The sequence below is a fragment of the Nostoc paludosum FACHB-159 genome, assembly GCF_014698835.1.
Lineage (GTDB): Bacteria > Cyanobacteriota > Cyanobacteriia > Cyanobacteriales > Nostocaceae > Nostoc > Nostoc paludosum.
Genome location: NZ_JACJTU010000011.1, coordinates 27,887 through 49,675, shown reverse-complemented (window position 1 = coordinate 49,675; position 21,789 = coordinate 27,887). Strand labels below are relative to the sequence as shown.

At 39.9% G+C, this 21,789-nt stretch carries 20 protein-coding genes and 1 pseudogene; 8 read left to right on the top strand and 13 right to left on the bottom strand.

Annotated features, from left to right (window positions below; genetic code table 11):
- Positions 1-680: 680 nt before the first annotated feature.
- A complete protein-coding gene (locus H6H03_RS13515) occupies positions 681-2,846 on the top strand; it encodes a GumC family protein (RefSeq protein ID WP_190955606.1) in 2,166 nt (721 codons plus the stop codon).
- 342 nt (positions 2,847-3,188) lie between these two features.
- Here the strand turns inward: H6H03_RS13515 and H6H03_RS13510 are convergent.
- From H6H03_RS13510 to H6H03_RS41280, 6 genes and pseudogenes are all read right to left on the bottom strand, one after another.
- Positions 3,189-4,109, bottom strand: a pseudogene (locus tag H6H03_RS13510) (manganese catalase family protein).
- Positions 4,110-4,462: 353 nt separating this feature from the next.
- Positions 4,463-4,804, bottom strand: coding sequence for a cupin domain-containing protein (locus tag H6H03_RS13505; RefSeq protein ID WP_190955605.1), 342 nt, complete (start codon positions 4,802-4,804; stop codon positions 4,463-4,465).
- 184 nt (positions 4,805-4,988) lie between these two features.
- A complete protein-coding gene (locus H6H03_RS13500; RefSeq protein WP_190955604.1) occupies positions 4,989-5,387 on the bottom strand; it encodes a hypothetical protein in 399 nt (132 codons plus the stop codon).
- Between the two features lie 212 nt (positions 5,388-5,599).
- Entirely contained in the window at positions 5,600-6,697 is a 1,098-nt protein-coding gene (locus H6H03_RS13495) for a DJ-1/PfpI/YhbO family deglycase/protease (protein WP_190955603.1), read from the bottom strand.
- A gap of 112 nt (positions 6,698-6,809) precedes the next feature.
- Positions 6,810-7,211 carry a DUF2267 domain-containing protein gene (locus H6H03_RS13490; RefSeq protein WP_190955602.1) on the bottom strand — a complete coding sequence of 134 codons (402 nt, stop codon included), beginning with the start codon at positions 7,209-7,211 and terminating at the stop codon, positions 6,810-6,812.
- A gap of 79 nt (positions 7,212-7,290) precedes the next feature.
- Positions 7,291-7,416 (bottom strand): hypothetical protein, encoded by a 126-nt coding sequence (locus tag H6H03_RS41280; protein ID WP_277926121.1) that lies wholly within the window; start codon positions 7,414-7,416, stop codon positions 7,291-7,293.
- Between the two features lie 149 nt (positions 7,417-7,565).
- On the opposite strand from H6H03_RS41280, the gene H6H03_RS13485 reads away from it, so the two are divergent.
- Positions 7,566-7,964, top strand: a complete 399-nt coding sequence (locus H6H03_RS13485) for a DUF6335 family protein (protein ID WP_190955601.1) — start codon at positions 7,566-7,568, stop codon at positions 7,962-7,964.
- A gap of 105 nt (positions 7,965-8,069) precedes the next feature.
- On the opposite strand, the gene H6H03_RS13480 is transcribed toward H6H03_RS13485, so the two are convergent.
- The 3 genes from H6H03_RS13480 to H6H03_RS13470 form a co-directional block, all read right to left on the bottom strand.
- The gene (locus H6H03_RS13480; RefSeq protein ID WP_190955600.1) at positions 8,070-8,429 is read right to left on the bottom strand and encodes a Rieske (2Fe-2S) protein; all 360 of its coding nucleotides are present in this window, start codon (positions 8,427-8,429) and stop codon (positions 8,070-8,072) included.
- 65 nt (positions 8,430-8,494) lie between these two features.
- A complete protein-coding gene (locus H6H03_RS13475; RefSeq protein WP_190955599.1) occupies positions 8,495-9,532 on the bottom strand; it encodes a glycerophosphodiester phosphodiesterase in 1,038 nt (345 codons plus the stop codon).
- A gap of 206 nt (positions 9,533-9,738) precedes the next feature.
- Entirely contained in the window at positions 9,739-11,277 is a 1,539-nt protein-coding gene (locus tag H6H03_RS13470; RefSeq protein WP_190955598.1) for a glycosyltransferase family 39 protein, read from the bottom strand.
- Positions 11,278-11,669: 392 nt separating this feature from the next.
- On the opposite strand from H6H03_RS13470, the gene H6H03_RS13465 reads away from it, so the two are divergent.
- Complete coding sequence (locus H6H03_RS13465) at positions 11,670-12,020, top strand: histidine triad nucleotide-binding protein (protein ID WP_190955597.1); 351 nt, start codon at positions 11,670-11,672, stop codon at positions 12,018-12,020.
- A 312-nt stretch (positions 12,021-12,332) separates the two neighbouring features.
- Positions 12,333-13,415, top strand: coding sequence for a photosystem II q(b) protein (psbA, locus tag H6H03_RS13460; RefSeq protein WP_190955596.1), 1,083 nt, complete (start codon positions 12,333-12,335; stop codon positions 13,413-13,415).
- Between the two features lie 232 nt (positions 13,416-13,647).
- Here psbA and H6H03_RS13455 read toward each other — a convergent pair whose 3' ends face one another.
- From H6H03_RS13455 to H6H03_RS13440, 4 genes are all read right to left on the bottom strand, one after another.
- Positions 13,648-14,328, bottom strand: coding sequence for a RibD family protein (locus H6H03_RS13455; RefSeq protein WP_190955595.1), 681 nt, complete (start codon positions 14,326-14,328; stop codon positions 13,648-13,650).
- Between the two features lie 181 nt (positions 14,329-14,509).
- The gene (locus tag H6H03_RS13450; RefSeq protein ID WP_190955594.1) at positions 14,510-14,650 is read right to left on the bottom strand and encodes a hypothetical protein; all 141 of its coding nucleotides are present in this window, start codon (positions 14,648-14,650) and stop codon (positions 14,510-14,512) included.
- A 39-nt stretch (positions 14,651-14,689) separates the two neighbouring features.
- Positions 14,690-15,463, bottom strand: a complete 774-nt coding sequence (locus H6H03_RS13445) for an ABC transporter permease (RefSeq protein WP_190955725.1) — start codon at positions 15,461-15,463, stop codon at positions 14,690-14,692.
- 188 nt (positions 15,464-15,651) lie between these two features.
- Positions 15,652-16,650 carry a 2-hydroxyacid dehydrogenase gene (locus H6H03_RS13440; protein WP_190955593.1) on the bottom strand — a complete coding sequence of 333 codons (999 nt, stop codon included), beginning with the start codon at positions 16,648-16,650 and terminating at the stop codon, positions 15,652-15,654.
- A gap of 280 nt (positions 16,651-16,930) precedes the next feature.
- Between H6H03_RS13440 and H6H03_RS13435 the strand changes: the two genes are divergently transcribed.
- The 4 genes from H6H03_RS13435 to H6H03_RS13420 all read left to right on the top strand — a co-directional run bounded on the left by H6H03_RS13435 (position 16,931) and on the right by H6H03_RS13420 (position 21,771).
- On the top strand, positions 16,931-17,116 hold the full coding sequence (locus H6H03_RS13435) for a hypothetical protein (RefSeq protein WP_190955592.1): 186 nt from the start codon (positions 16,931-16,933) through the stop codon (positions 17,114-17,116).
- A gap of 385 nt (positions 17,117-17,501) precedes the next feature.
- Positions 17,502-19,361 carry an NAD(P)H-quinone oxidoreductase subunit F gene (locus tag H6H03_RS13430; RefSeq protein ID WP_190955591.1) on the top strand — a complete coding sequence of 620 codons (1,860 nt, stop codon included), beginning with the start codon at positions 17,502-17,504 and terminating at the stop codon, positions 19,359-19,361.
- Positions 19,362-19,427: 66 nt separating this feature from the next.
- Positions 19,428-20,171: a carbonic anhydrase gene (locus H6H03_RS13425; protein ID WP_190955590.1), complete on the top strand. Its 744-nt coding sequence runs from the start codon at positions 19,428-19,430 to the stop codon at positions 20,169-20,171.
- 97 nt (positions 20,172-20,268) lie between these two features.
- Entirely contained in the window at positions 20,269-21,771 is a 1,503-nt protein-coding gene (locus H6H03_RS13420; protein ID WP_190955589.1) for an NADH-quinone oxidoreductase subunit M, read from the top strand.
- Positions 21,772-21,789: the final 18 nt, after the last annotated feature.

Here is a 21,789-nt window from a genome sequence, read left to right as displayed (position 1 = left end):
ATGCACGTAAACAAAAGCTTCATAAACTAGTTAGTCTTTTGTAAGCAAATTTTGGTACATAAAAATTTGTATATTTATTTCAGTCTAGGTTAGTCATTTTCGTAATGTTACTAGTAACATATGTATCAATTTTTTTGGGCACAAAAGTAGTATCTAAAATTAAAATAGTATTAAATTTTACTCCACTAAAATATCGTAATAGTTTTGAAAATAATAATTGGCAACTCACCCACTGATATTTAAATTACTTTGGCTACAATTAATGTAAAAGACTTATCATCTGCTCGATCTAAACAATATTTTGACCTAATTGCAGATTGATTTTGAGTTCAGCTATGATATGGAACTAAAAAAATGTATACTTAGAAACAAAGATTTTCTCCTTGTTGCTTACTCAGCTAGAATCTGAGACAGGTAAAAATTGTAAAATTATAACAGTTGAAACTAAGTAAGCGATACCATAATAGAGGGTCAAAATTAACCTAAATGCTGCATTGATATTTACAAATTAACAAAATCTTGATTTATGCCTCCCTTTGATGATGCATTATACTAACGAGTTTGCGAGTTTGGCAGCTAAGAATAAACCTTTGTGTACTTGCTCCGTTAACTGAGAAGTACCGAAGCTATTACATACATTTTTGGTAGCGTAAATAAATTAATTAAGTATTTTTAAATAGATGGAGAATCATTCTTCTGAATCGTCAAGTTATGGCCAGAATATGAACTCTGTACCGCCATTTCTTCAGTCTCAACCTTTACCGTGGTCACCAGAGGAAGCAAATGATTCGAGTTTCGCACAAATTCTGAGTGTTATACGGCGACGAGCGCTAGTCATTGCAGGGGTAACTATTACTTTAACGACAGTTGTTTTTGCCAACTTGATACTAAACAGAGAGTTACCAGTATATGAAGGTAATTTTCGCCTATTAGTGGAACCTGTAAATGATGATTCCAAAGTAGTGGATATTGTCAAAGATCCTAATGCAAGCAAATCTGGTTTAGATTATCAAAGTCAAATTGAGGTTCTCAAAAGTCCTGAATTAATGGGACAGATTGTAAAGCACTTACAAACTACCTATCCAGATATTAGCTACAGTTCGCTGATTGCAGATTTAACAATTTCTCGGTTTGGTGAAACTAAGATTATAGAAGTTCGTTATCGGAGCCACGATCCAAAGCAAGTTAAAATTGTACTCGACCAAGTTGCTGAGGATTATCTAGATTATAGCCGGGAAAGACGACAAACTAAGTTACGCCAAGGAATTCAGTTTGTAGAAAGACAGCTGCCATCTATCCAAAATCGAGTCGATCAGCTTCAGAAAGAGCTGCAAACGTTCCGGCAAAAGTATGACTTTGTTGACCCAGATGTCCAGTCTGAACAAGTCGTGACTCGCATCAATAGCTTGTCTGAGGAACGACAAACAGTCAATCGGCAATTGGCAGAGGCTCGTGCCAATCTATCTTTCCTACAGGAGAAAGACGGTAAGGTGGCAACACTCAAGGATGCTGGTTTGTATCAACAGTTGTTGGCTCAATTACAGCAACTAGACGTTCAAATTGCTACAGAGTCAACTCGTTTACAAGATAGTAACCCAACTCTCCAAACATTGAAGCAGAAACGAGCAATGTTATTCCCATTGCTAAATAAGGAAGCACAACGTTTTCTGAGTACAAAAATAGCAGAAGTAACGACTCAGGTTCAAACTTTAGAAGTGCAAAGCCAAGAGCTTGCTAAAGTAGAGCAGAAACTTGAACTACAACGGAAGCAATGGCCAATTTTGGCACGACAATACACTGAACTACAGCGAAAGTTACAGGTGGCAACTGAGAGTCTGAATCGTTTTTTGTCCACTCGCGAAAATCTTCAAATACAGATATCTCAAACAGAACTTGGTTGGCAGTTACTTGAAGAACCAAGCCAGCCGAAGTTTCCTATTTCTGATTCAAGCGTCAAACGTTATTTAATACCAGGAGTGCTTGGAAGTATAGCCTTAGGAATTGGCGTAGCCTTACTGCTGGAAAAGCTTGATAAGACCTACCATAGCATTCAGGCGCTCAAAGAAGAAGTTAAATTGCCGTTGTTAGGAAATATTCCATTTGAAAAACAAATCGCAAGCGCTCAAAGCTACACAACTACCGGGAAAGTTGCCATCATAAAAATGCCAAGTCCTATTTTTAAAAGTATTTCTGGCTTAGGTGTTATCAGAAAAAAAGATTGTAGTAGCTATCAGGCAAAATTTTTAGAAGCTTTGCGGGTGCTTTATACAAATGTTCAATTGCTGAGTGGCGATCGCTCTATTAGTTCTCTAATTATTACTTCAGCTATGGATGGTGATGGGAAATCCACTATGGCCTTCCATCTAGCTCAAGTAGCTACAGAAATGGGGCAACGAGTACTACTTGTAGATGCTGATTTACGCCAACCCAACATTCACAACTTATCAAATTTAAATAACTCATGGGGATTAAGTGATTTAATCTCAACAAATGTACTGATGAATGAGGCGATCCGACAGCTACCCTCAATGAATGGACTATCTGTAATCACTGCTGGCGCCATACCGTCCGATCCGACAAAGCTACTTTCATCTGAAAAGATGAAGCGATTAATGATAGATTTCCATCATACCTTTGACTTAGTGATTTATGACGCTCCCCCTGTATTGGAACTAGCTGATGTTAGCCTGCTAGCACCCCATACTGATGGCATATTGCTAGTGGTAAGAATTGACAAAACGGACTCATCAATGATAAAACGAACTTTAGAACATCTAAAGACTTACCGGATGAATGTCTTAGGTATGGTTAGTAATGGTCATAGGAGCAATATCAACCCTAATTAACTCAAGCTATACCTGCAAAGCCGGAAGCAAGCTACGCAATTCTCAATTCAGAAAGTCAGATTGAATTGTAGGTTTTTACAGTAACCTAAATCAACTTCAGTTCTAGGGAATTTACCCCAATCCTCCTTTACGGGAGAATTGAGGAGAGAAAATACAGCAGATTTCAGGTAAATGAGGTACAGAAACACCCCACCCCCGCTATCGTGCACCTTCCCCGATGCCTTTGCGAGGGGTGTACCTCATATACTTGCAAAACGCTGTATTACGGGAATAAATAATGATACTCACTGAGATAAAATGCACGGGGTTCTCAATATATCCTTATAAATTCCCTTACCAAAATTAGCCGCCAATAGTTGTGCGTCCAGTTACTGAAGGTACACCAGAACCATTGCCCTCTGTCTCTCCAACTTTCGGCGTACCATGTAGTCGCAGATCGGGTTGGGGTGGTTGTGGTTCTGGCCCCAGTGGTTGGGGATTTGCCACATACTGGAATTCACCTTTGCCATCTATTGATTGGCCTTTCGCCCAGCGACCTTCAGCGCTTTCAGTTCCTTCAGAATGATTCCAGAACTGATAGGAAAACTCGCGTTTCTCCAAGTCTAATGGGAAGGAACTAGGAACTGGAGTCTTTTCTAGTCCAGAACTTTCTAAATCTTCAATGGCTGCTAACCACAGGTTTTGATGCATCGTATCGCGGGCGATCATGAAGCTCAAGGTGTCTTTCACACCAGGATCGTTAGTCATTTCATATAGTCGTATTGCCTGCAAACGTCCTTGACTTTCTGCGTGGAGATTAGAGCGAAAGTCTGCCAACAGGTTACCACTGGAAACAATAAAGCGAGCATTCCAAGGATAGCCAACGCTATCAGATGGTGTAGCACCCAAACCAGAAACAATAGCATGTTGGGGGTTCATGGCCGCCGCCATAATCGCATCTCGTGGATTACTACCACCCATCACTGCACCCACAACCGCATCTTTTACACTTTCTTCTTGCATTTTGAGCGGCGCTTTGTCTAAAAGATGGGCAATCATTGTAGCCAGCATCTCAATGTGGCCGATTTCCTCAGTACCAACATCTAGCAACATATCCCGGTACTTGGCAGGCCCTCGACAATTCCAGCCTTGAAACAGGTACTGCATCATCACAGTCATTTCACCAAAAGTCCCGCCAATGAGTTCTTAAATTTTCATTGCGTAGACTGCATCTGGTTTTTCTGGTGGCTTAAAGTACTGTAGTTTCTTGGTGTGATAAAACATTTGGATTCCTTTTTCATTGCAGATAGTAGAAACACAAAATCAAATTATTGCCAAAGTTTTATTCCATATTTGTGTTGCTTCTCTTATCTAGGAAACTAAGTAAATCTTTGATATTCATCAGCCTCTAGTTTGATAAAAATGTGACATAATTTCCCAAAATTTAAAACTATAGATACATATAAAAAACACAAATAATTTCTCATCTGTGTTTATCGTTGTTGCTGATTTAATGTAATGATTTTGTCTTATATCAAAATCATTGTAGAAACGTTGAATTAATTGTAACATCTCTACATTTGAATTCATCCCGCAATTCAGCAACGCCTGTTTATCCAAAGTTTGATTTTCAATTTCTAATTTTCATCTCGTCCGTGAACTTGAGCAGGGGGGCTTGTTGCCTCAACAGCAGTGAATGGTTCTAAAATTTTGTATGTGTGGCTAGCTCCTTTTGGTACTACCCAAGAACTCCCCGGTTCTAGTAAGATATTTTGTCCTTCAATGTGTAATTCTGCACGACCATTGATTACATAACCAACAGTTTCATATTCCCGTGCAGTTGGCTCTTTAGGTTCATTTGGTTGCTCATTTTCCCACAAACGCATGGAAATAGTTTTGCCAGATGCCAGATATTTTTGGCCTAGTTGACCTTTAGGAGAATAAGCAGAGTCTATTTTTGTAACGGTTTTATCAGCCATATTTTCTCCCTTGAATAATCTATGGTGTTTGTATCTAATTTGTGAATTTATTAAGTAGGCAATAGACAATATAAAATTGCCTATTGCCTACTCTGCCTTTACCTAAGGTATAGATAATTTGTTCACACAATCAAATCAGCATCGATATGTGAATCAAAAATTAGACTCAAGACTTGCTAAAATTCTAGTCTGCGCCTCTAACTGGTGTGTTAGGAGAATATTGGTAATAGCCTTGTGTATCTCTCTGTAATCGGCTAGTTTTATCTGCGGCTTTGTTTTTTGTAGAATCAAAAAACTCTTTTGTAGCTCGTGGAGTTTCTTCATCCAAATTTAACTTTTGGCGGACATTATCAACAGCGCTTTTTAGCTTGTTTTGGGTGTTTCCGATTTGGTTATCGTTTCTAATGTCACCTTGACCCTCTGGTACACCTTTATAATAAGTGCCTTCTGGAGTGATCGCATCAGCTTGTGCTATATTACCGTAGCTAAAAGCTTGACCGAGTAAAAACATAAATCCTACCAGAAAGACTACAATCATCTGACGGATACGAATATTTTTTAGCCAAGAATTCAGTCGATTCATAAAAATCCTCAATTACATTTATGTTGGGGTAAAATTCACAAAATTGAATGAGTATTTGCCATTCAATATTTGAGAACGATTTTGTTCGAGTTGTCTTTCTTTGAAGAGGCCAAGCCTCCATGTCTGCATTTCCAGATTGTTCCGAGAAACGAGATTTGAAGAAAGTCTGTTTTTGTAGGGAAGTACTGCTATGCTTCTCTACTAATGATTATTTACATCGATACAGCAGCGCCGGTAGTTGGTTTGGGAGGTTGAATTTGAGAGGCTGTTCGCGCCCGATACAACTCCAGTAGTCGCTGTTCGTATTTCAATAAATCCTGGTAAATTTCTTTAAAAATAGCAGTTGCTACTGGGTCAGTGTACATTGCACACAAATTGCCAATATCCCCAATACCTGTTTGCACATCTCCCAAAGCAGAACGTAATTGATAAATGTCGTCACTTCCTGTTAGGGCACTTTTAACTTTGGCATACTGATTAGCGATATTTGCACCTAAAGAGGGCTTTTCACCTAGTGCTTGAAGATATGTTTCGAGCTTTTCAATATGACGTTGTTTGTTGGCAATCATATCTTGAAAAACTAATTTGATTTCGGCATCAGATTCTTTTTCTGCGTATTTTTCTAAAGCTTCCAGGGAATAACGTTCTCCTGCAAGGGCAGTATTTAAGCCTCTGCCGATTTCACTTTTTGTTGAGCCATTCCAAGCATCAGCTAGTTTCCACCATTGGGCAGTTGTATCTTTTTCATTTGGCAGTGCAGCATCTTTGCCACCATAACCCAATCGGCTCAAAATGGCTGTGGTGAAAATTGCCAAGTCTCCAGGTTCACGAGATGTAATTAAATTTCCATCTACTATTAAAGGTTCATCTAAATAATTTGCACCTGCGTTAGTGATGTCTTTGCTAATAGCACTAAAACCAGTAACTTTTTTACCTTTAATTAAGTCGCCTTCAATCAAAACTTGTGGCCCGTGGCAAACCGCAGCAACTAATTTTCCTTGTTGTACAGCTTCTTGTACAAAGCGTACTGTGTTGGGGTTGCGTCGCATTCTATCGGGAGCCATACCGCCAGGAATTATGACTGCATCGAATTCGGCTGCGATCGCTTCTGTTGTTGTACCATCAGCTTGGACGCTGAGTTTACCGCGTTTACCCTTGTATTTTTCATTCATCCGGGAACCAAGGACTACTACGTCCATTCCGGCTTGTTTTAGCCCATTATAAGGAACTGAAAATTCTACATCTTCTACTCCATGTTCAATGAGAATAGCAACTTTTTTCTTACTAAAATGATTGTTATTTAGAGTCATAGTATGGTATCACCTGTTGATTTCTAGTATTTAACTAGCTAGTATTTTCAGTCAGAAGAACAATTAAACAACTAGGATTTATCCCTTATATGATGTTTGTTTAAATTGTCCGCTATGCAGGTACTTCGCCTGTTGGTGAAGTAGCAAACAATTCTTCATAATCGTGAGACAAATGGGCGTGAAAAGCAGCAAATGTTTGTGGGTTGATAGCGTTTTGCAACACTGCAAATACAGCCCGGACATGAATCGCAGTTGTAGTGGGTTCTATATTTTCTTTTTGACTTGCCCGGAAAATAAATTCTTGCAAGTTGAAAGAATGATCGCCATTTAATTTTTGTCCTCGCAAATAATCACCTAGTTGTTGAGGTAAGTTTGCAGCTAATTCTTCTGCCTCATCATTAGCTATCCGTTCTTTAAGAGTTTCTAATGTGGCACGGGTAGCGCGTTCTGCTTCTTCGCGAGAATCTGATTGAGCCAAGGTTTGTACATGTGTAATAAATTCGTTGTATTCCACTTTGCTACCTCCGCTGTGCAAAATCATTAATTGAATGTATTATTGTTGAGCATTCAGGTAGTTAAGAACATCAAAATGGTTAAATTAAATTCTCTTTTTTGGCTAATAAAAAATAGTTACGAGCGAGAAGTTGACTATCGAATAATTTCGCTTTGATAACTCCCAACTCATAACTAAAAACTTCAACTACAAGTTGCTTGACCATGAATTGATATTTCCAATTTACGCCGCGATCGCTAGTTTAGCTTCGTACTAAGGGGATAGATTATTTTACGACTAAAGCTATACATCTTTAGTAAGACAAGTTTTTAGGGAGAAAACGTTATTGTAAAAGTGCAGAAAATAGCTACTAATATGGCAGAAAAAAATCACAATGACGAGATAAAAACTGATGATTTGCCGCAAGAAATTACAGAATCTTACGGTACTGGTGTGAAAGACTTGCCAGGATACAATATTGGTGGGCGATCGCTGCGAGATGAAAGACGCGAGTACACAGAAACTAGCCCCGAACTCACTGGTGGCGATGTTGATGCTTATTGGCAGGATGCAGATGCAGTTGGAGATGAAGCTGTTGGCGGTACTGTTGCAACTCCCGATCAAAATGTCACCGAAGATATAGAAGCAGCAGTGGGACTGGAAATGGACGATTTAGCCTTCCTGCGTACCAACGATATTTTAGAGGAACGTGACGATCGCCGTTGGGAGTTAGATCCCATGTCTTCCGAAGATTATCAACAACGGCGAGAGTAAATTGGTTATGGGGCATGGGGCATGGGGCATTTGTCAGTTGTCTTTCATGCTTCCTGTGTTTGCCCCCTACACTTCCCCATCTCCCCAGCCCCCATTCCCTTCTACTTATTCTTCCTGCACATCAATCCAGATACTACCTTCTTCCACACGAATTGGAAAAACTGGTAGTGTTTTTTGCTGTGAAACCAACGAGAATACTTTACTTACACCAGGTGGCCAGGGACACCATTGTTTTACCTCACCAGTACTTAGGTCAAAACTACTGCGATGGAAAGAACAAACAATCGCCTTATCTTCAGTGATTTTTGCGCTTTTCATCGGCAATTTTAAGTGGGGGCAAATGTTATCTACGGCATAAAGCTGATTTTCGTGATTTAAAAGTAGGATTTTTCGGTTACCAACTTTTACCACTTGTCGCGCACCTGGCGACAGTGCTTCGACAGCAAGAACTTTAGTCCAGCTCATTCGGCTCTCCTTTCCTAACAGATCTGCTTTTAGTTTCTCGCAATTGTGACCAATGCGATCGCTTTTTAAGGATCAGAAGGCGGGAGTGGAGAGTGAGAACAAAACTTAAACCCAAGGTTTTCATTCACAGCATAAGCGGTATCTGGATAGTCGCTAAATACGCCATCAATACCTAATTTTAAAAATAGCTCATATTCTCCTTGGGGATTTCCTTGAAAATCCAATGGTAAAAAGTGGTCTTCATTGCGGAAAGTCCAAGCATGAACTAATAAATCAGATGCATGAGCATTGATAATTAAAGATGTTGGTGAGAGCAATTTACCAGTGCTGTCTCTAGAAACTAACAAATTTTTATGAATTCCGATCGCCTGTGCATATTTAGCAATTTCTTCTAAACCTGAAGTCGTTATTAAATCTGCATAGGTACTACCATTGCCAGTAACTACAAAATCATAAGGTTTACCATCATTATTCAGCAATTGCACCAAAGGCAAATCAGTTTGTGTAGATAAATATTGCAAATTACTCACTTCAAAAGACTGAATGAAAACACGTGCATTAGCTCCCTGATAACCGTTTGTGGTTAAACTTGCTAATAGGGGTTTTTCTAAGGGTAACCCAATAGATTTAAAATAAGTTGGGTGCTTAGTTTCTGGATAAATTCCGATCTGACGATTAATTTCGACGCTTTTATTTTTGACTAAATCGATGATTTCTTGGAATGTGGGAATTTCAAACAATCCATCATAAAAAATATTTTGTGGACGCAGTTGGGGAATTCGTTCTTTCGCCCGTAGTGTTTTCAGTTCTGCAAGGGTAAAGTCTTCGGTAAACCAACCTGTTTTTGATTCTCCATCAATTATTTTGCTGGTTTGACGGTGAGCAAATTCTGCATGTTTAGCAACATCAGTAGTTTCAGAAATTTCATTTTCGTGACGTGCAATTAAAACACCGTCTTTTGTGGAAACTAAATCTGGTTCAATATAGTCTGCCCCTAGTGCGATCGCTAATTCATAAGCAGCTAGAGTATGTTCTGGTCGATAGCCACTAGCGCCTCGATGTGCAATAATGATTGGGGATTTACCTGTGAATGTTTTAGTCACCTCGATTACAAAATCTTAGTTTTTATCTGGCCTCAAGTTAGCTTAATGTAAATTGCTAATTTACATTAATTTTAAATTATTCCCATTTTATTAATTACAACACAATGTCAGGTAAATCGTAATTTAGAGATTTTTCTTCTTCATTACCTATTCCTCATCCTCACGAACTAGTTACGTTGATATCTAGATATTTAGGATTTCACAATTTATTTATTGCTGACAAATTTATACATTTTAATATAGCGCCAACTTTGCTCGTTTTCTAAATTATATAACTCACTCATTTCACCTTTAAAAGTATCCTTAAATTTCCAGTAAAACTCGCGATTAATTAGCATAAAAACTGTTTTTGCATTATTGGTAGCTGTCTTAATTTTTTCTGCTAAATTTTTTCCGTTTGTTTTTTCGAGAATATATGGTGGTAGATATAAAGTCGATGAGTCGCCATAATACTTGAATAATCTATTCTGTCCCAACATTAATACAGATCTTGCAGATGCATCTCGATTTTTTACTAAATACTGAACAGCTGAGCGATAGTCATCTTTTCCATATATTGGATCTAAATAGTAATTAAAGTTGGAATAAATATTCATAATTACCAAACAAACAGTAGCTATTTTGGCAAACTTAGATAGTATATCAACTTTACTTATAGCTTGGTAGTTATGCAAAAATGCTGACGGGATCAAAATGAAAAATGGAACACATAAATAAAAAGAATGACGCGGTAGCCAATTAATTTTAGTAACTAGAGCAAACACCAAATTCAATGAAAATGATGTGATCAAAATCAATGCAAATAAATAGTCAGCACGCTGATATTTGTTTCTCTTTGAGTGCCTTAACAATCTCTTACCTAAAGCTATAAAAATTACAGTAATGACAATAAAAAAGATTAGGAAATGAGGCCAGTAGTTAAGTAAAATATTTATTTTATTATCACCGCGTAAGTCCTCAAGTGGCGGCCCATAAGATGTCCCGACTAATATACCGTAGACGACAAACATAATATTCAGAATTATGGGTAATCCAGTACGAGTTACTGCTGTACCTGTTGGATCGGATGCAGCAGGTGAAGATAAATAAAACCAAATCATTGGTGAGGAAAAAATTACTGAAGGTATCAACCATTTCAGCCATTCTTTAAAGTTTCTATAAACAATAGCATGAGATATATAAAGGGCGGAGGTAAACATTAGTGTTAAGACACTGCCAAAACTGGCTATAGCAGTAAAAATCCCAAAAAAGACTTGTGAAATAATCTTATTATTTTCGTCATCCTTGAGTGAATTACTAAAAAAATATATTTGAAGTGAAACTATAAATATTAATAATGAGTAAGGTCTGGCATCTTGGCTATAAAATACACTAAAAGAACTGACTGCTAAAATTAAGGACGACCAGAATGCGTGTTTTTTGCCATAAACACTTAGGCAAGTAAAATACATTATAATTACTGAAGCCACTCCAAACAAAGCTGAGAGCGATCTAATGGCAAATTCACTTTCCCCAAAAAATGAACGCCAATAAAACAATAGTAAGTAGTAAAGCACTTGGTATTTATCACCAGCTTCTCGATTTACAATTTTATAAAAATTTTCTTGCAAGCTTGTTGCATCAGATAAAGTTAGGCTCCAGCCTTCATCAAACCAAAGACTTTGATTTTGCAATAAAAATAAACGGGTAAAGATGCTAATTGTAATTACCGTAAAAAACACAAAATAATATTTTGACTCTTTCATGTCTATCTCCGAAGTATATATAGGCGTTTCCTAAGCAAATGAGGTAAAAGCAAATCTTTTTTGCCTAGCTCACCAGCTTTGAATACGTACCTGAACAGATTTGCAACCGCCATATATTAATATACGCAATATTTAAGTTTCAATTATCAAAATTCTATTTAGAATTGATTGAGATATTAAAAATAAATATCTCCAATTTGGGGCAAGACTAATTTGAGCTATGGAAGACCTTATCACATGAAGAAGTATTTTTTTGTGTTAATTCTTGTGTTAAGGAGAATAACCTATTCCTCAAATGATGCTCAAACTTGATTGACTGCACACTCTTATAAGCATTTCTTCGCATGGCACTAAACCTTTAAAATCTTTAGCAGATGAGTCGGTATATTGCCATGAGTGAAAATACAGAAACTATTTTCAGTAAAATTATTCGTCGGGAAATTCCCGCTGATATTGTTTACGAAGACGATTTGGCGTTGGCATTTAAAGACATCCACCCCCAAGCGCCTACTCATATCCTCGTGATTCCCAAAAAACCTATTGCTACACTAGCTGATGCGGAATCTCAAGATCATGCAGTGTTGGGGCATCTTTTATTAACTGCCAAACGCGTTGCCCAAGAAGCTGGGCTGAAAAATGGTTATCGAGTTGTTATCAACAGCGGTGATGATGGTGGCCAAACAGTCCACCACCTACATCTACATATCCTGGGAGGGCGGCAGTTAGATTGGCCTCCTGGTTGATAAAACCAGATGACGTTGATAAATGTGGGATGAATTAAAATTTTTGACGAAGTCTAAAGATAGATTCTTTGCGCCTACCCTAGGGGAACACCTAAAAGCGAATGCGTGAGGTTAAAATCATCCCTAGATTTAGCAATGCCAACCAGATGAATCGCATTTGCAAGTGCGATTCATCTGTGAAACAAATCGGTTTTATAATCAATACTTATTTAAAATTTCTTTACAAATCTTAATTTTGGTCTTAAGGTAGTAAATATAGGTAAGTAACTTTGCTTACTGAAATCATAAATTACCAACCGCACTTATAAAACAATGACAGCAACCATTCAACGTCGCGAAAGCGCCAACGTATGGGAGCGGTTCTGCAACTGGATCACCAGCACCAACAACCGCCTCTACATCGGCTGGTTCGGCGTATTAATGATCCCCACCTTGCTAGCCGCCACCGCCTGCTTCGTAATCGCCTTCATCGCAGCACCTCCAGTAGACATCGATGGTATCCGTGAGCCTGTAGCAGGTTCCTTACTCTACGGAAACAACATCATCTCAGGTGCAGTAGTACCTTCCTCCAACGCCATTGGTTTACACTTCTACCCAATTTGGGAAGCAGCATCTCTTGATGAGTGGCTGTACAACGGCGGCCCTTACCAATTGGTAATTTTCCACTTTTTGATTGGCGTATTCTGCTACTTAGGTCGTGAGTGGGAACTCTCCTACCGCTTGGGAATGCGTCCTTGGATCTGCCTAGCGTTCTCTGCACCAGTAGCAGCAGCAACCGCAGTATTCTTGATCTACCCCATCGGACAAGGTTCATTCTCTGACGGAATGCCCTTGGGTATCTCCGGAACCTTCAACTTCATGATCGTGTTCCAAGCAGAGCACAACATCTTGATGCACCCCTTCCACATGTTAGGTGTGGCTGGTGTATTCGGTGGTTCTTTGTTCTCCGCAATGCACGGTTCCTTGGTAACTTCTTCCTTAGTTCGTGAGACCACCGAAAGCGAATCTCAGAACTACGGCTACAAGTTCGGTCAAGAAGAAGAAACCTACAACATCGTAGCTGCTCACGGTTACTTCGGTCGCTTGATTTTCCAATACGCTTCCTTCAACAACAGCCGTTCCTTGCACTTCTTCTTAGCTGCATGGCCTGTGATTGGAATCTGGTTTACCGCCTTGGGTGTAAGCACAATGGCGTTCAACCTCAACGGTTTCAACTTTAACCAATCCATCATCGACTCTCAAGGTCGTGTAATCAATACCTGGGCTGACATCATCAACCGCGCTAACTTGGGTATGGAAGTAATGCACGAGCGTAACGCTCACAACTTCCCCTTAGACTTGGCTGCTTCTGATGTTGCTCCTGTTGCTCTAACCGCTCCTTCCATCAACGGTTAATTGCTAACCAAGTCAACTAAAAATTAAATAGAATCAAAAGCGCCCTCCTGAAAGGAGAGCGCTTTTGATAGCAACAGGACTTACGCAAAATCATGAAAAAACGTGGGCATTAAGCAGCTTGCCGCAGACTACTACAAAAAACACAAAGTTATTGCGTAAGTCCTCAACAAATAGGTATTGGTGGATAGAACCCATTTGGGATCTATATAAAATAAATCTTCAGCATAATTTCTCACTTGAGCGTGCGGTAGCGCAAGAATAACTCACTTCCAACCTGACGAGTTTCAATGAGTTCGAGTTTAGGCGCGACACTGGGAAGAAAACCCTTGCCCTCCACGGGAGTAGGCGCACTTTCTCCTCCATAAATGACTGGCAAAATGGTCAACCACCAATCGTCAACTCGCCCTGCCTCAACTAAAGAAGCTGTTAAAGAGCCACCTCCCAAAGCAAAAATTTTACGGATACCCTGCTCTAGCATTAAGTCATAGGCTTTATCCCAATCCAATTCCGTATCGCCCACTTCGATTAATTTGGCGAGTTGGTGTAGAGTTGTTGCATCAGAACTACGCTCAATAGCAGCCTTTGTCGTAAATATCCATCGCTCAATATCCTGACGGAAAAAATCCATATCCGGTGGTAGATTAAGCGAAGCTGTGACAACGCAGGTAATTGGCTGGGGAGACTGACCCCGAAACTGGCGTGCTGCCAACAATTCGGGATTCTCAATTGTAAAGGCTACTCCCTCATTGCGAGCCGTTCCGGCTCCCATTAAAACTAAATCGGATAGAGAGACTTGATACTCCAAGTGTTCTAGATCTACTGGATAGGAATTACGGGGTGCTTTAGAATCTACAGGACTAATTTTCCCGTCAGCCGTCATAGCAAGAATTACAGTTGTTTGGATAGTTGGCATAATTACGTTGTGAGAGTTAAGTGAAGTTTCAATTGATTGTGCGTAACATTGACTGTGGATTGGGTTGGAGGCTATTTATCCGGCCTGACAATTAGTTAATTCGCCAAACGATGATTTTGTTGCTCATGGAAACAAGGAAAAACGAAATTTTATTAACTGTTGCAATTGAATCTTTGAAGCATTAACCGTTGGCACTGTTAACAGAACTTGCACAAGATTTGTAATGGCAAAACCGATGGCAAACTGCGATGCGATCGCTTTGTCTGGCACTCAACACCTCCAAGGCAAGCTGTTCATCGCCAAATTTAGTTAGGGCAAACATTTTCGCTAGTAGCAGCTTTAGAAACTACATCACACTAAATCACAATTTTCTTTCAACTATTAACATTCGCCTATAAGATAACCATCCACCTAAAACCATCATGACAGCAAACACTACTAAAAACCAAAAGTGTGATGCAATTTTATCGAGTTCATCACCTTTTGCGGATACTGCTACCAAAGCTTCATTCATGTGATAAATTGGGTTAAACTTGGCGATATTAGTTAATGTTTTCGGAAACAATGAACTGGGTAAAAAAGCCCCTCCTAATATTAATAAAGGAACCCCAAAAGCTGCTACCAGAGCATTTACATCTTCAATTCGACGTGCTAATTGTGTTCCTAAAATAAAACCTAAACCAACGTAAGCAACAATACACATTAAAATAATTGTGAATCCTAAAAAAACTGAACCTTTGAAGGTAGCGCCCCAAAAGCCTGCAATAGTATAAACCAAAAGTGTTTGCCCAATGCCAATGCAGCTATGAGCGAGAAAAATTCCTAAAAAATAGGATGTACCACTCAAAGGAGAAATAAACAGGCGTTTGAGAGTTTTTTGTTCTCTTTCTGCAACTACAGTGGCGACGCTACCACCCAAGCAACTAAAAAATAGTGCTGCACCTGCTAAAGTCGAAGGTGCAGTATATTCAAAAGCAACATTGATTGATAATTTTCCTCGTTCTGCTAATATGAATCCGCTGAGAATTAATACTGAAATTGGGAAAATACTCCAAAAAATTAAGCTGCGTTTGCGGCGTAACAATTCAATTAAAATACGCTTAGTTACAGCTATAGTTTCACGCCAATACTTCATTTTGTAAGGGATTGGGAATTGGGCATTGGGCATGGGGTATTGGGCATGGGGCATGGTGTATGCTTACTTTTGAGTTAGGAGTTAAGAGTTCTTCTCGTTGTCCCCTTGTCCCGTCTGCCCCTCTGCTCCCTCATTGTCTCATTAGCGTAGTATATTGATTGAGGAACTGGTGATTATTGCTAGTTAGCTTACGCTTGAGAGTGGATTTGATTGGCACAGGGACGGCCTTGTTCAATATCGGTAATATTAGCAAAAGTTGTTTCTGCAATATTATGGAGAGCTTCTGCTGTAAAAAAGGCTTGGTGTCCGGTAATAAGTACATTGGGAAATGTTGTCAAGCGCTGGAAAATATCATCCTGAATGATTTCGCCAGACAAGTCCTCAAAAAACAATTCTGATTCTTGTTCGTAGACATCCACACCGAGATAGCCAATTTTACCAGACTTTAATCCTCCAATCACTGCTTGGGTATCAATCAGCGCTCCTCGGCTAGTATTAATTAGCATTACTCCTGGCTTGATTTGTTCTATGGCTTGGGCATTAATTAAGTGATGGGTTTCAGGAGTCAGGGGGCAATGTAAGGAGATGATATCAGAGTTGGCGAATAACTCAGGCAATTCTACATACTTTCCGCCTAAAGCTTCTAATTCTGAATTGCGATACACATCATAAGCGAGTAGGTTACAGCCAAATCCTTTCATAATCTGTCCCAAAATTAGACCGATTTTGCCAGTGCCGATAATCCCCACTGTGCGCTGATGTAAGTTAAATCCCAAGAGTCCATCTAGAGAAAAATTACTTTCTCGGACGCGGTTATAGGCGCGATGAATTTTGCGATTTAGGCTCAAAATCAATCCTACAGCGTGTTCTGCTACGCCATAGGGTGAATAGGCAGGAACGCGCACAACAGTAACCCCTAAGTCTGCTGCTGCTTGTAAGTCTACATTGTTAAATCCAGCACAGCGCAGGACAACTAGGTGAGTTCCCCGTGAGGCCAGAAGTTCTAAAGTTGCGGCATCAACCTGGTCATGGACGAATATGCAAACAGCGGGAAATCCAGCGGCGAGAATAGCGGTATCGCGATTTAAACGAGGCTCAAAAAATACTAATTCATGTTGAGTGGAAGAATTTACAGCTGACAAAAACTGCCGATCGTAGGCTTTTGTGCTGAATACTGCTACTTTCATCTCCTACCTCAAGCTGTATGCTGCATGGTGTTCGAGTAGATCGTAACTTGATATTCAAAGCAACTATGTCTACCACGGACTATGGCTGTACGTCTGCGATCGCTGCAAATTTGAGGAATGGCTTAATGTAAAATTTATAACTCAGTAAATTGGTGGACTGATGCGATCGCAGTTTTTAGCCACCATAACCCTAATCGACCTACACAAGCGATTGACACATTAATGTTAAGTAACGTCGATATTAGCTAAAGTACAATAAATTGTATTATAGGAAATTCTGATGAATCGTTCAAAATTAGTTGCAATTATTACAGGTGCGATTTCTGTTATTTTAGCGATCGCCTACCTCATCCTCGTCCAACTGTTAGACTACCGGGACATGAAACCTGCGCCCATTAGCCAATTTGAGCAAGCGCCTGAGATTATTTGTCAGTTTTGGCAGATTGACAAAACTGTCAAATTATAACATACATTCAGTTTATTTGTATCTGTTCTTAATTTGTGGCAGTTTTCGTTGAAATAGGGACGCAGTAGCTAGCTGTGCGTCCCTTGCTTAATGTCTATCGATAAAACTAATGATGACTATTGATTAATGCCAGGGCTAATTCATAGATAAATAACAATAGCTATTATTTATTGCTCAAATACTATATATATAAGATTTAATTACCATAATTATCTTAGATTTATTTAAATCAGGTAATTCCATTTGGACGCAGATAACGGTAAGCTGTTTCTAACAAAATTAAATAAATATAAATTCGCGTTAGTTGCGAGTGCTGAGTTTACAGGGATCAACGTAAGTTGATTGAAAACGGCACAATTGTGATGAAATATATAGAGGTTTATTCATGGCTCAGTTTCTATTGGAGACTGTTTGGCTAGTTCCGTGCTATGCCTTAATAGGGGGATTATTGGCCGTGCCTTGGTCGCCGGGGATTATTCGCAAAACAGGCCCAAGACCGGCGGGTTATGTCAACTTGGTAATGACATTTTTGGCATTCTTACATAGTGTCATTGCCTTACAAGCAACTTGGAATCATCCACCCCAACAAGTATTCATTCCTTGGTTATCTACAGCTGGTTTAGACTTGACTATCGGTTTAGAAATTTCTTCTATTAGTGTCGGCGCTATAGTCACGGTCACAGGGTTAAATTTGCTAGCGCAAATTTATGCCATCGGCTACATGGAAATGGATTGGGGTTGGGGACGCTTCTATTCCTTATTGGGATTATTTGAAGCCGGACTTTGTGCCCTTGCTTTGTGTAATAACTTGTTCTTCAGCTATGTAATTCTGGAAATCCTGACGCTGGGAACTTACCTATTAGTCGGCCTATGGTTTAGTCAGCCTTTGGTGGTTACAGGTGCTAGAGATGCTTTCTTAACCAAACGGGTGGGAGACTTGTTTTTGCTAATGGGTGTTTTGGGGTTATGGCCTCTGGCTGGAACTTGGAATTACACAGAGTTAGCCGAGTGGGCGACTACAGCCGATGTTAACCCAACAGCCATTGGATTGGTGAGTTTAGCTTTAATTGCCGGGCCGATGGGTAAATGTGCCCAGTTCCCGTTGCATTTGTGGTTAGATGAGGCGATGGAAGGCCCTGTTCCCAGTACGATTTTGCGGAACTCGGTAGTAGTGGCTAGTGGTGCATGGGTGTTGATTAAACTCCAACCCGTGTTAAGCCTCTCACCCATAGTTTCCTCAGCAATGGTGGGGATTGGTGCGGTTACAGCGTTGGGTGCTTCGTTAATAGCGATCGCTCAAATCGATATTAAACGCTGTCAATCCTATTCTGTCAGCGCATACATGGGTTTAGTATTCATCGCCGTGGGAGTGCAGCAAGACGAAGCAGCATTATTGTTAGTCCTCACCCATGCCATATCCGCAGCACTATTGGTGATGAGTACTGGCGGAATTATCTGGAATAGCATCACCCAAGACGTAACCCAACTTGGCGGACTGTGGAAGCGTCGCCCAATTTCCGCAATCGCCTTTATTGTCGGCAGTTTAGGGTTAATTGGTTGTCCACCACTGGGTAGCTTTTGGGCGCTGATGGAATTAGCTGATGGGTTATGGGAAACTCAACCTTGGTTAGTCGGCATCATCATCGGGGTAAATGCTTTAACAGCAGTGAGTTTAACCAGAGAATTTGCTTTAGTTTTTGGTGGTAAAGCCAAACAAATGGCTCAGCGATCGCCTGAAGCACACTGGCCTATGGTTCTACCGATGATGATTTTACTTGGCTTTAGTCTAAATCTGCCTTTTGTGTTGCAAAGCTTATCAGTTTTACCAGATTGGATAAATCTGAATAAAGATGTCGCACTACTTTTAAATTGGTCGAGTATTTTCGGTTGCACTATCACTGGTGTGATTTATTTGGGCAATATTCCCAAACCGATTCGTTTACCTTGGAAAGGTTTACAAGACTTAATCGCATACGATTTTTACACACCCAATATCTATCGGATGACGATTATTTTCACCGTTGCCCAAATTTCCCAACTTGCCGATATGATTGACCGCTTTGTAGTCGACGGCATTGTTAATCTTGTCGGTTTATTCTCGCTTTTGGGCGGCGAAAGTCTTAAGTACAGCACCTCTGGTCAAACCCAGTTTTATGCCTTCACCGTGCTTTTAGGAGTGGGTGTTTTAGGAATGTGGGTAAGTTGGCCATTTTGGGGCGTACAGTTTTTGGATTTGATTTTCTAAGTTTCCAGATTCGGGTGGTTAATACTCGTTTTTACAAGCTGATTTTAATAGTGTGAGGAGAATTTCATGAGCATACAAGATCCCCAAATCAATGTTTCCCGGAGAGGTTTACTGAAGTTTGGTGCAGGTGCGATCGGTACAGGTGTAGTAACCGCCGGACTTGGTTCCAACTTAGTTGCACCGGAAAAATCTGTAGCACAAGAACCTCCAGCAAAACCTCCAGCAAAAGAAGAAGAAATAACCCCCGATAAAGCATTGCAAGAATTACTAGATGGGAATGATAGGTTTTCTAAAAGCAAACGTAAAAATCCCCACCAAAGTTATTCACGTTTAGCCGAAGTTGCCAAAGGCCAAAAACCGTTTGCTTCTATTTTGAGTTGTGCAGATTCACGAGTTCCTTCTGAAATTGTCTTTGACCAGGGACTCGGAGATTTATTTGTCTGCCGTGTAGCTGGTAATATTGCTACACCAGAAGAAATTGGTAGCCTAGAATTTGGCAGTTTAGTATTAGGCACAAAAGTCATCATGGTAGTGGGACACGAAAGATGTGGTGCGGTAGATGCCACAATCAAAGGCGCTCAAGTACCAGGAAAAATTGGTAGTTTAATTGAGGCAATAAAACCAGCTGTACAAAAGTCAAAAGATCAACCAGGCGATAAATTAGAAAACGCTTGTAAAGCTAATATCTTGTTACAAATTGAAAAATTGAAATCATCATCAGTTTTATCTGAGTTAATCGATGCAGGCAAACTCAAGATAGCTGGTGGTTACTACGATTTGGATACTGGTAAAGTTAGCCTGGTTAGTTAGTTTTTTCATCCATTGTCATTGGTCATTAGAACAAAGTGAAACTGACCAATGACAATGGACAACGGACAACTGGCAAAGAACAAAGGACGAAGTTATCATGTTAAGTGTTTTAATTTGGCTACCAATTATATCTGCTATTTTCATAGCAATATTACCTGCAAATATCCCTAATCATCGCATTCGTTTAGCAGCACTATACTTTTCTGGAATAGTTTTTGCATGGAACATTGCCATCCTGTTGAAATTTGATATCAACAATCCAGCAATGCAATTCCAAGAGTATTTACCCTGGAATGAAACTCTTGGTTTGAGTTATCAATTGGGTGTTGATGGACTTTCTATATTAATGTTGGTGTTAAATAGCTTGCTCACTTGGATTGCTATTTACAGCAGCAGTAAAGACACTGAACGTCCCCGGCTGTTCTACTCGATGATTTTATTAGTGAGTGGAGGAGTTGCAGGTGCTTTTCTAGCAGAAAACTTACTGTTGTTCTTCTTGTTCTACGAATTAGAATTAATTCCCTTCTACTTACTAATATCTATTTGGGGAGGGGAAAAACGGGCTTATGCTGGGATTAAATTCCTGATTTATACGGCTGTTTCCGGAGCATTAATTCTGGCGACATTCTTAGGTATGGCCTGGTTGAGTCATTCTACCAATTTTGCTTTTGATGCATTCTCTACAGAAAATCTTTCAATCACAAAACAAATCCTTTTACTAGTAGGAATAGTATTAGGTTTTGGCATCAAAATTCCTTTAGTTCCCTTCCATACTTGGTTACCGGATGCTTACGTTGAAGCTTCAGCGCCAATTGCCATTCTTCTAGGCGGCGTGTTGGCAAAGCTGGGAACCTACGGACTATTGCGATTTGGGTTGGGTATGTTTCCCCAAGCTTGGAGTATTATTGCACCGACTTTGGCAATTTGGGGAGCAATCAGCGCTATTTATGGGGCGGTAGTTGCGATCGCTCAAAAAGATATCAAACGCATGGTAGCATACAGTTCCATCGGTCACATGGGTTACGTATTGCTAGCTAGTGCCGCCAGCACTCCCCTTGCACTTGTTGGTGCAGTCGCCCAAATGTTCAGCCACGGTATCATCCTAGCCATCCTCTTTCATTTGGTGGGAGTTGTGGAAGCCAAAGTCGGTACCCGCGAGTTAGATAAACTCAATGGTTTAATGAGTCCCATCCGCGGTTTACCTCTAATTAGTGCCTTACTCGTTTTAAGCGGTATGGCTAGCGCTGGTATCCCAGGTTTAACAGGATTTGTTGCTGAATTTATAGTCTTTCAGGGCAGCTTTTCTGTCTTTCCTCTCTCGACAATTTTGTGTGTAGTAGCAAGTGGTTTAACCGCGGTTTATTTTGTCATTCTTCTCAACCGTACATGTTTTGGGAGACTTGATAACTTAGCCTACTATCCCAAAGTCCTTTGGTCTGAAAAAATCCCAGCTTTAATTTTGGCAACTTTTATCATCTTTTTAGGAATACAACCCACTTGGTTAGTGCGTTGGAGTGAGTCCACAACTACAACAATGGTGGCTGCAATTCCCTCCATAGAAAAAACTACCATCTCTCAAGTAGCACTGGAGTATAAATAAGAGAGTTATGTAGACATT

Coding starts and splice junctions, on each gene's coding strand:
- H6H03_RS13425 (WP_190955590.1), top strand. CDS start 19,428: ATGAGCATACAAGATCCCCAAATCAATGTTTCCCGGAGAGGTTTACTG.
- H6H03_RS13495 (WP_190955603.1), bottom strand. CDS start 6,697: ATGACTCTAAATAACAATCATTTTAGTAAGAAAAAAGTTGCTATTCTC.
- H6H03_RS13480 (WP_190955600.1), bottom strand. CDS start 8,429: ATGAGCTGGACTAAAGTTCTTGCTGTCGAAGCACTGTCGCCAGGTGCG.
- psbA (WP_190955596.1), top strand. CDS start 12,333: ATGACAGCAACCATTCAACGTCGCGAAAGCGCCAACGTATGGGAGCGG.
- H6H03_RS13435 (WP_190955592.1), top strand. CDS start 16,931: ATGAATCGTTCAAAATTAGTTGCAATTATTACAGGTGCGATTTCTGTT.
- H6H03_RS13455 (WP_190955595.1), bottom strand. CDS start 14,328: ATGCCAACTATCCAAACAACTGTAATTCTTGCTATGACGGCTGACGGG.
- H6H03_RS41280 (WP_277926121.1), bottom strand. CDS start 7,416: ATGGTCAAGCAACTTGTAGTTGAAGTTTTTAGTTATGAGTTGGGAGTT.
- H6H03_RS13465 (WP_190955597.1), top strand. CDS start 11,670: ATGAGTGAAAATACAGAAACTATTTTCAGTAAAATTATTCGTCGGGAA.
- H6H03_RS13445 (WP_190955725.1), bottom strand. CDS start 15,463: ATGAAGTATTGGCGTGAAACTATAGCTGTAACTAAGCGTATTTTAATT.
- H6H03_RS13440 (WP_190955593.1), bottom strand. CDS start 16,650: ATGAAAGTAGCAGTATTCAGCACAAAAGCCTACGATCGGCAGTTTTTG.
- H6H03_RS13500 (WP_190955604.1), bottom strand. CDS start 5,387: ATGAATCGACTGAATTCTTGGCTAAAAAATATTCGTATCCGTCAGATG.
- H6H03_RS13485 (WP_190955601.1), top strand. CDS start 7,566: ATGGCAGAAAAAAATCACAATGACGAGATAAAAACTGATGATTTGCCG.
- H6H03_RS13505 (WP_190955605.1), bottom strand. CDS start 4,804: ATGGCTGATAAAACCGTTACAAAAATAGACTCTGCTTATTCTCCTAAA.
- H6H03_RS13450 (WP_190955594.1), bottom strand. CDS start 14,650: ATGTTTGCCCTAACTAAATTTGGCGATGAACAGCTTGCCTTGGAGGTG.
- H6H03_RS13515 (WP_190955606.1), top strand. CDS start 681: ATGGAGAATCATTCTTCTGAATCGTCAAGTTATGGCCAGAATATGAAC.
- H6H03_RS13470 (WP_190955598.1), bottom strand. CDS start 11,277: ATGAAAGAGTCAAAATATTATTTTGTGTTTTTTACGGTAATTACAATT.
- H6H03_RS13430 (WP_190955591.1), top strand. CDS start 17,502: ATGGCTCAGTTTCTATTGGAGACTGTTTGGCTAGTTCCGTGCTATGCC.
- H6H03_RS13420 (WP_190955589.1), top strand. CDS start 20,269: ATGTTAAGTGTTTTAATTTGGCTACCAATTATATCTGCTATTTTCATA.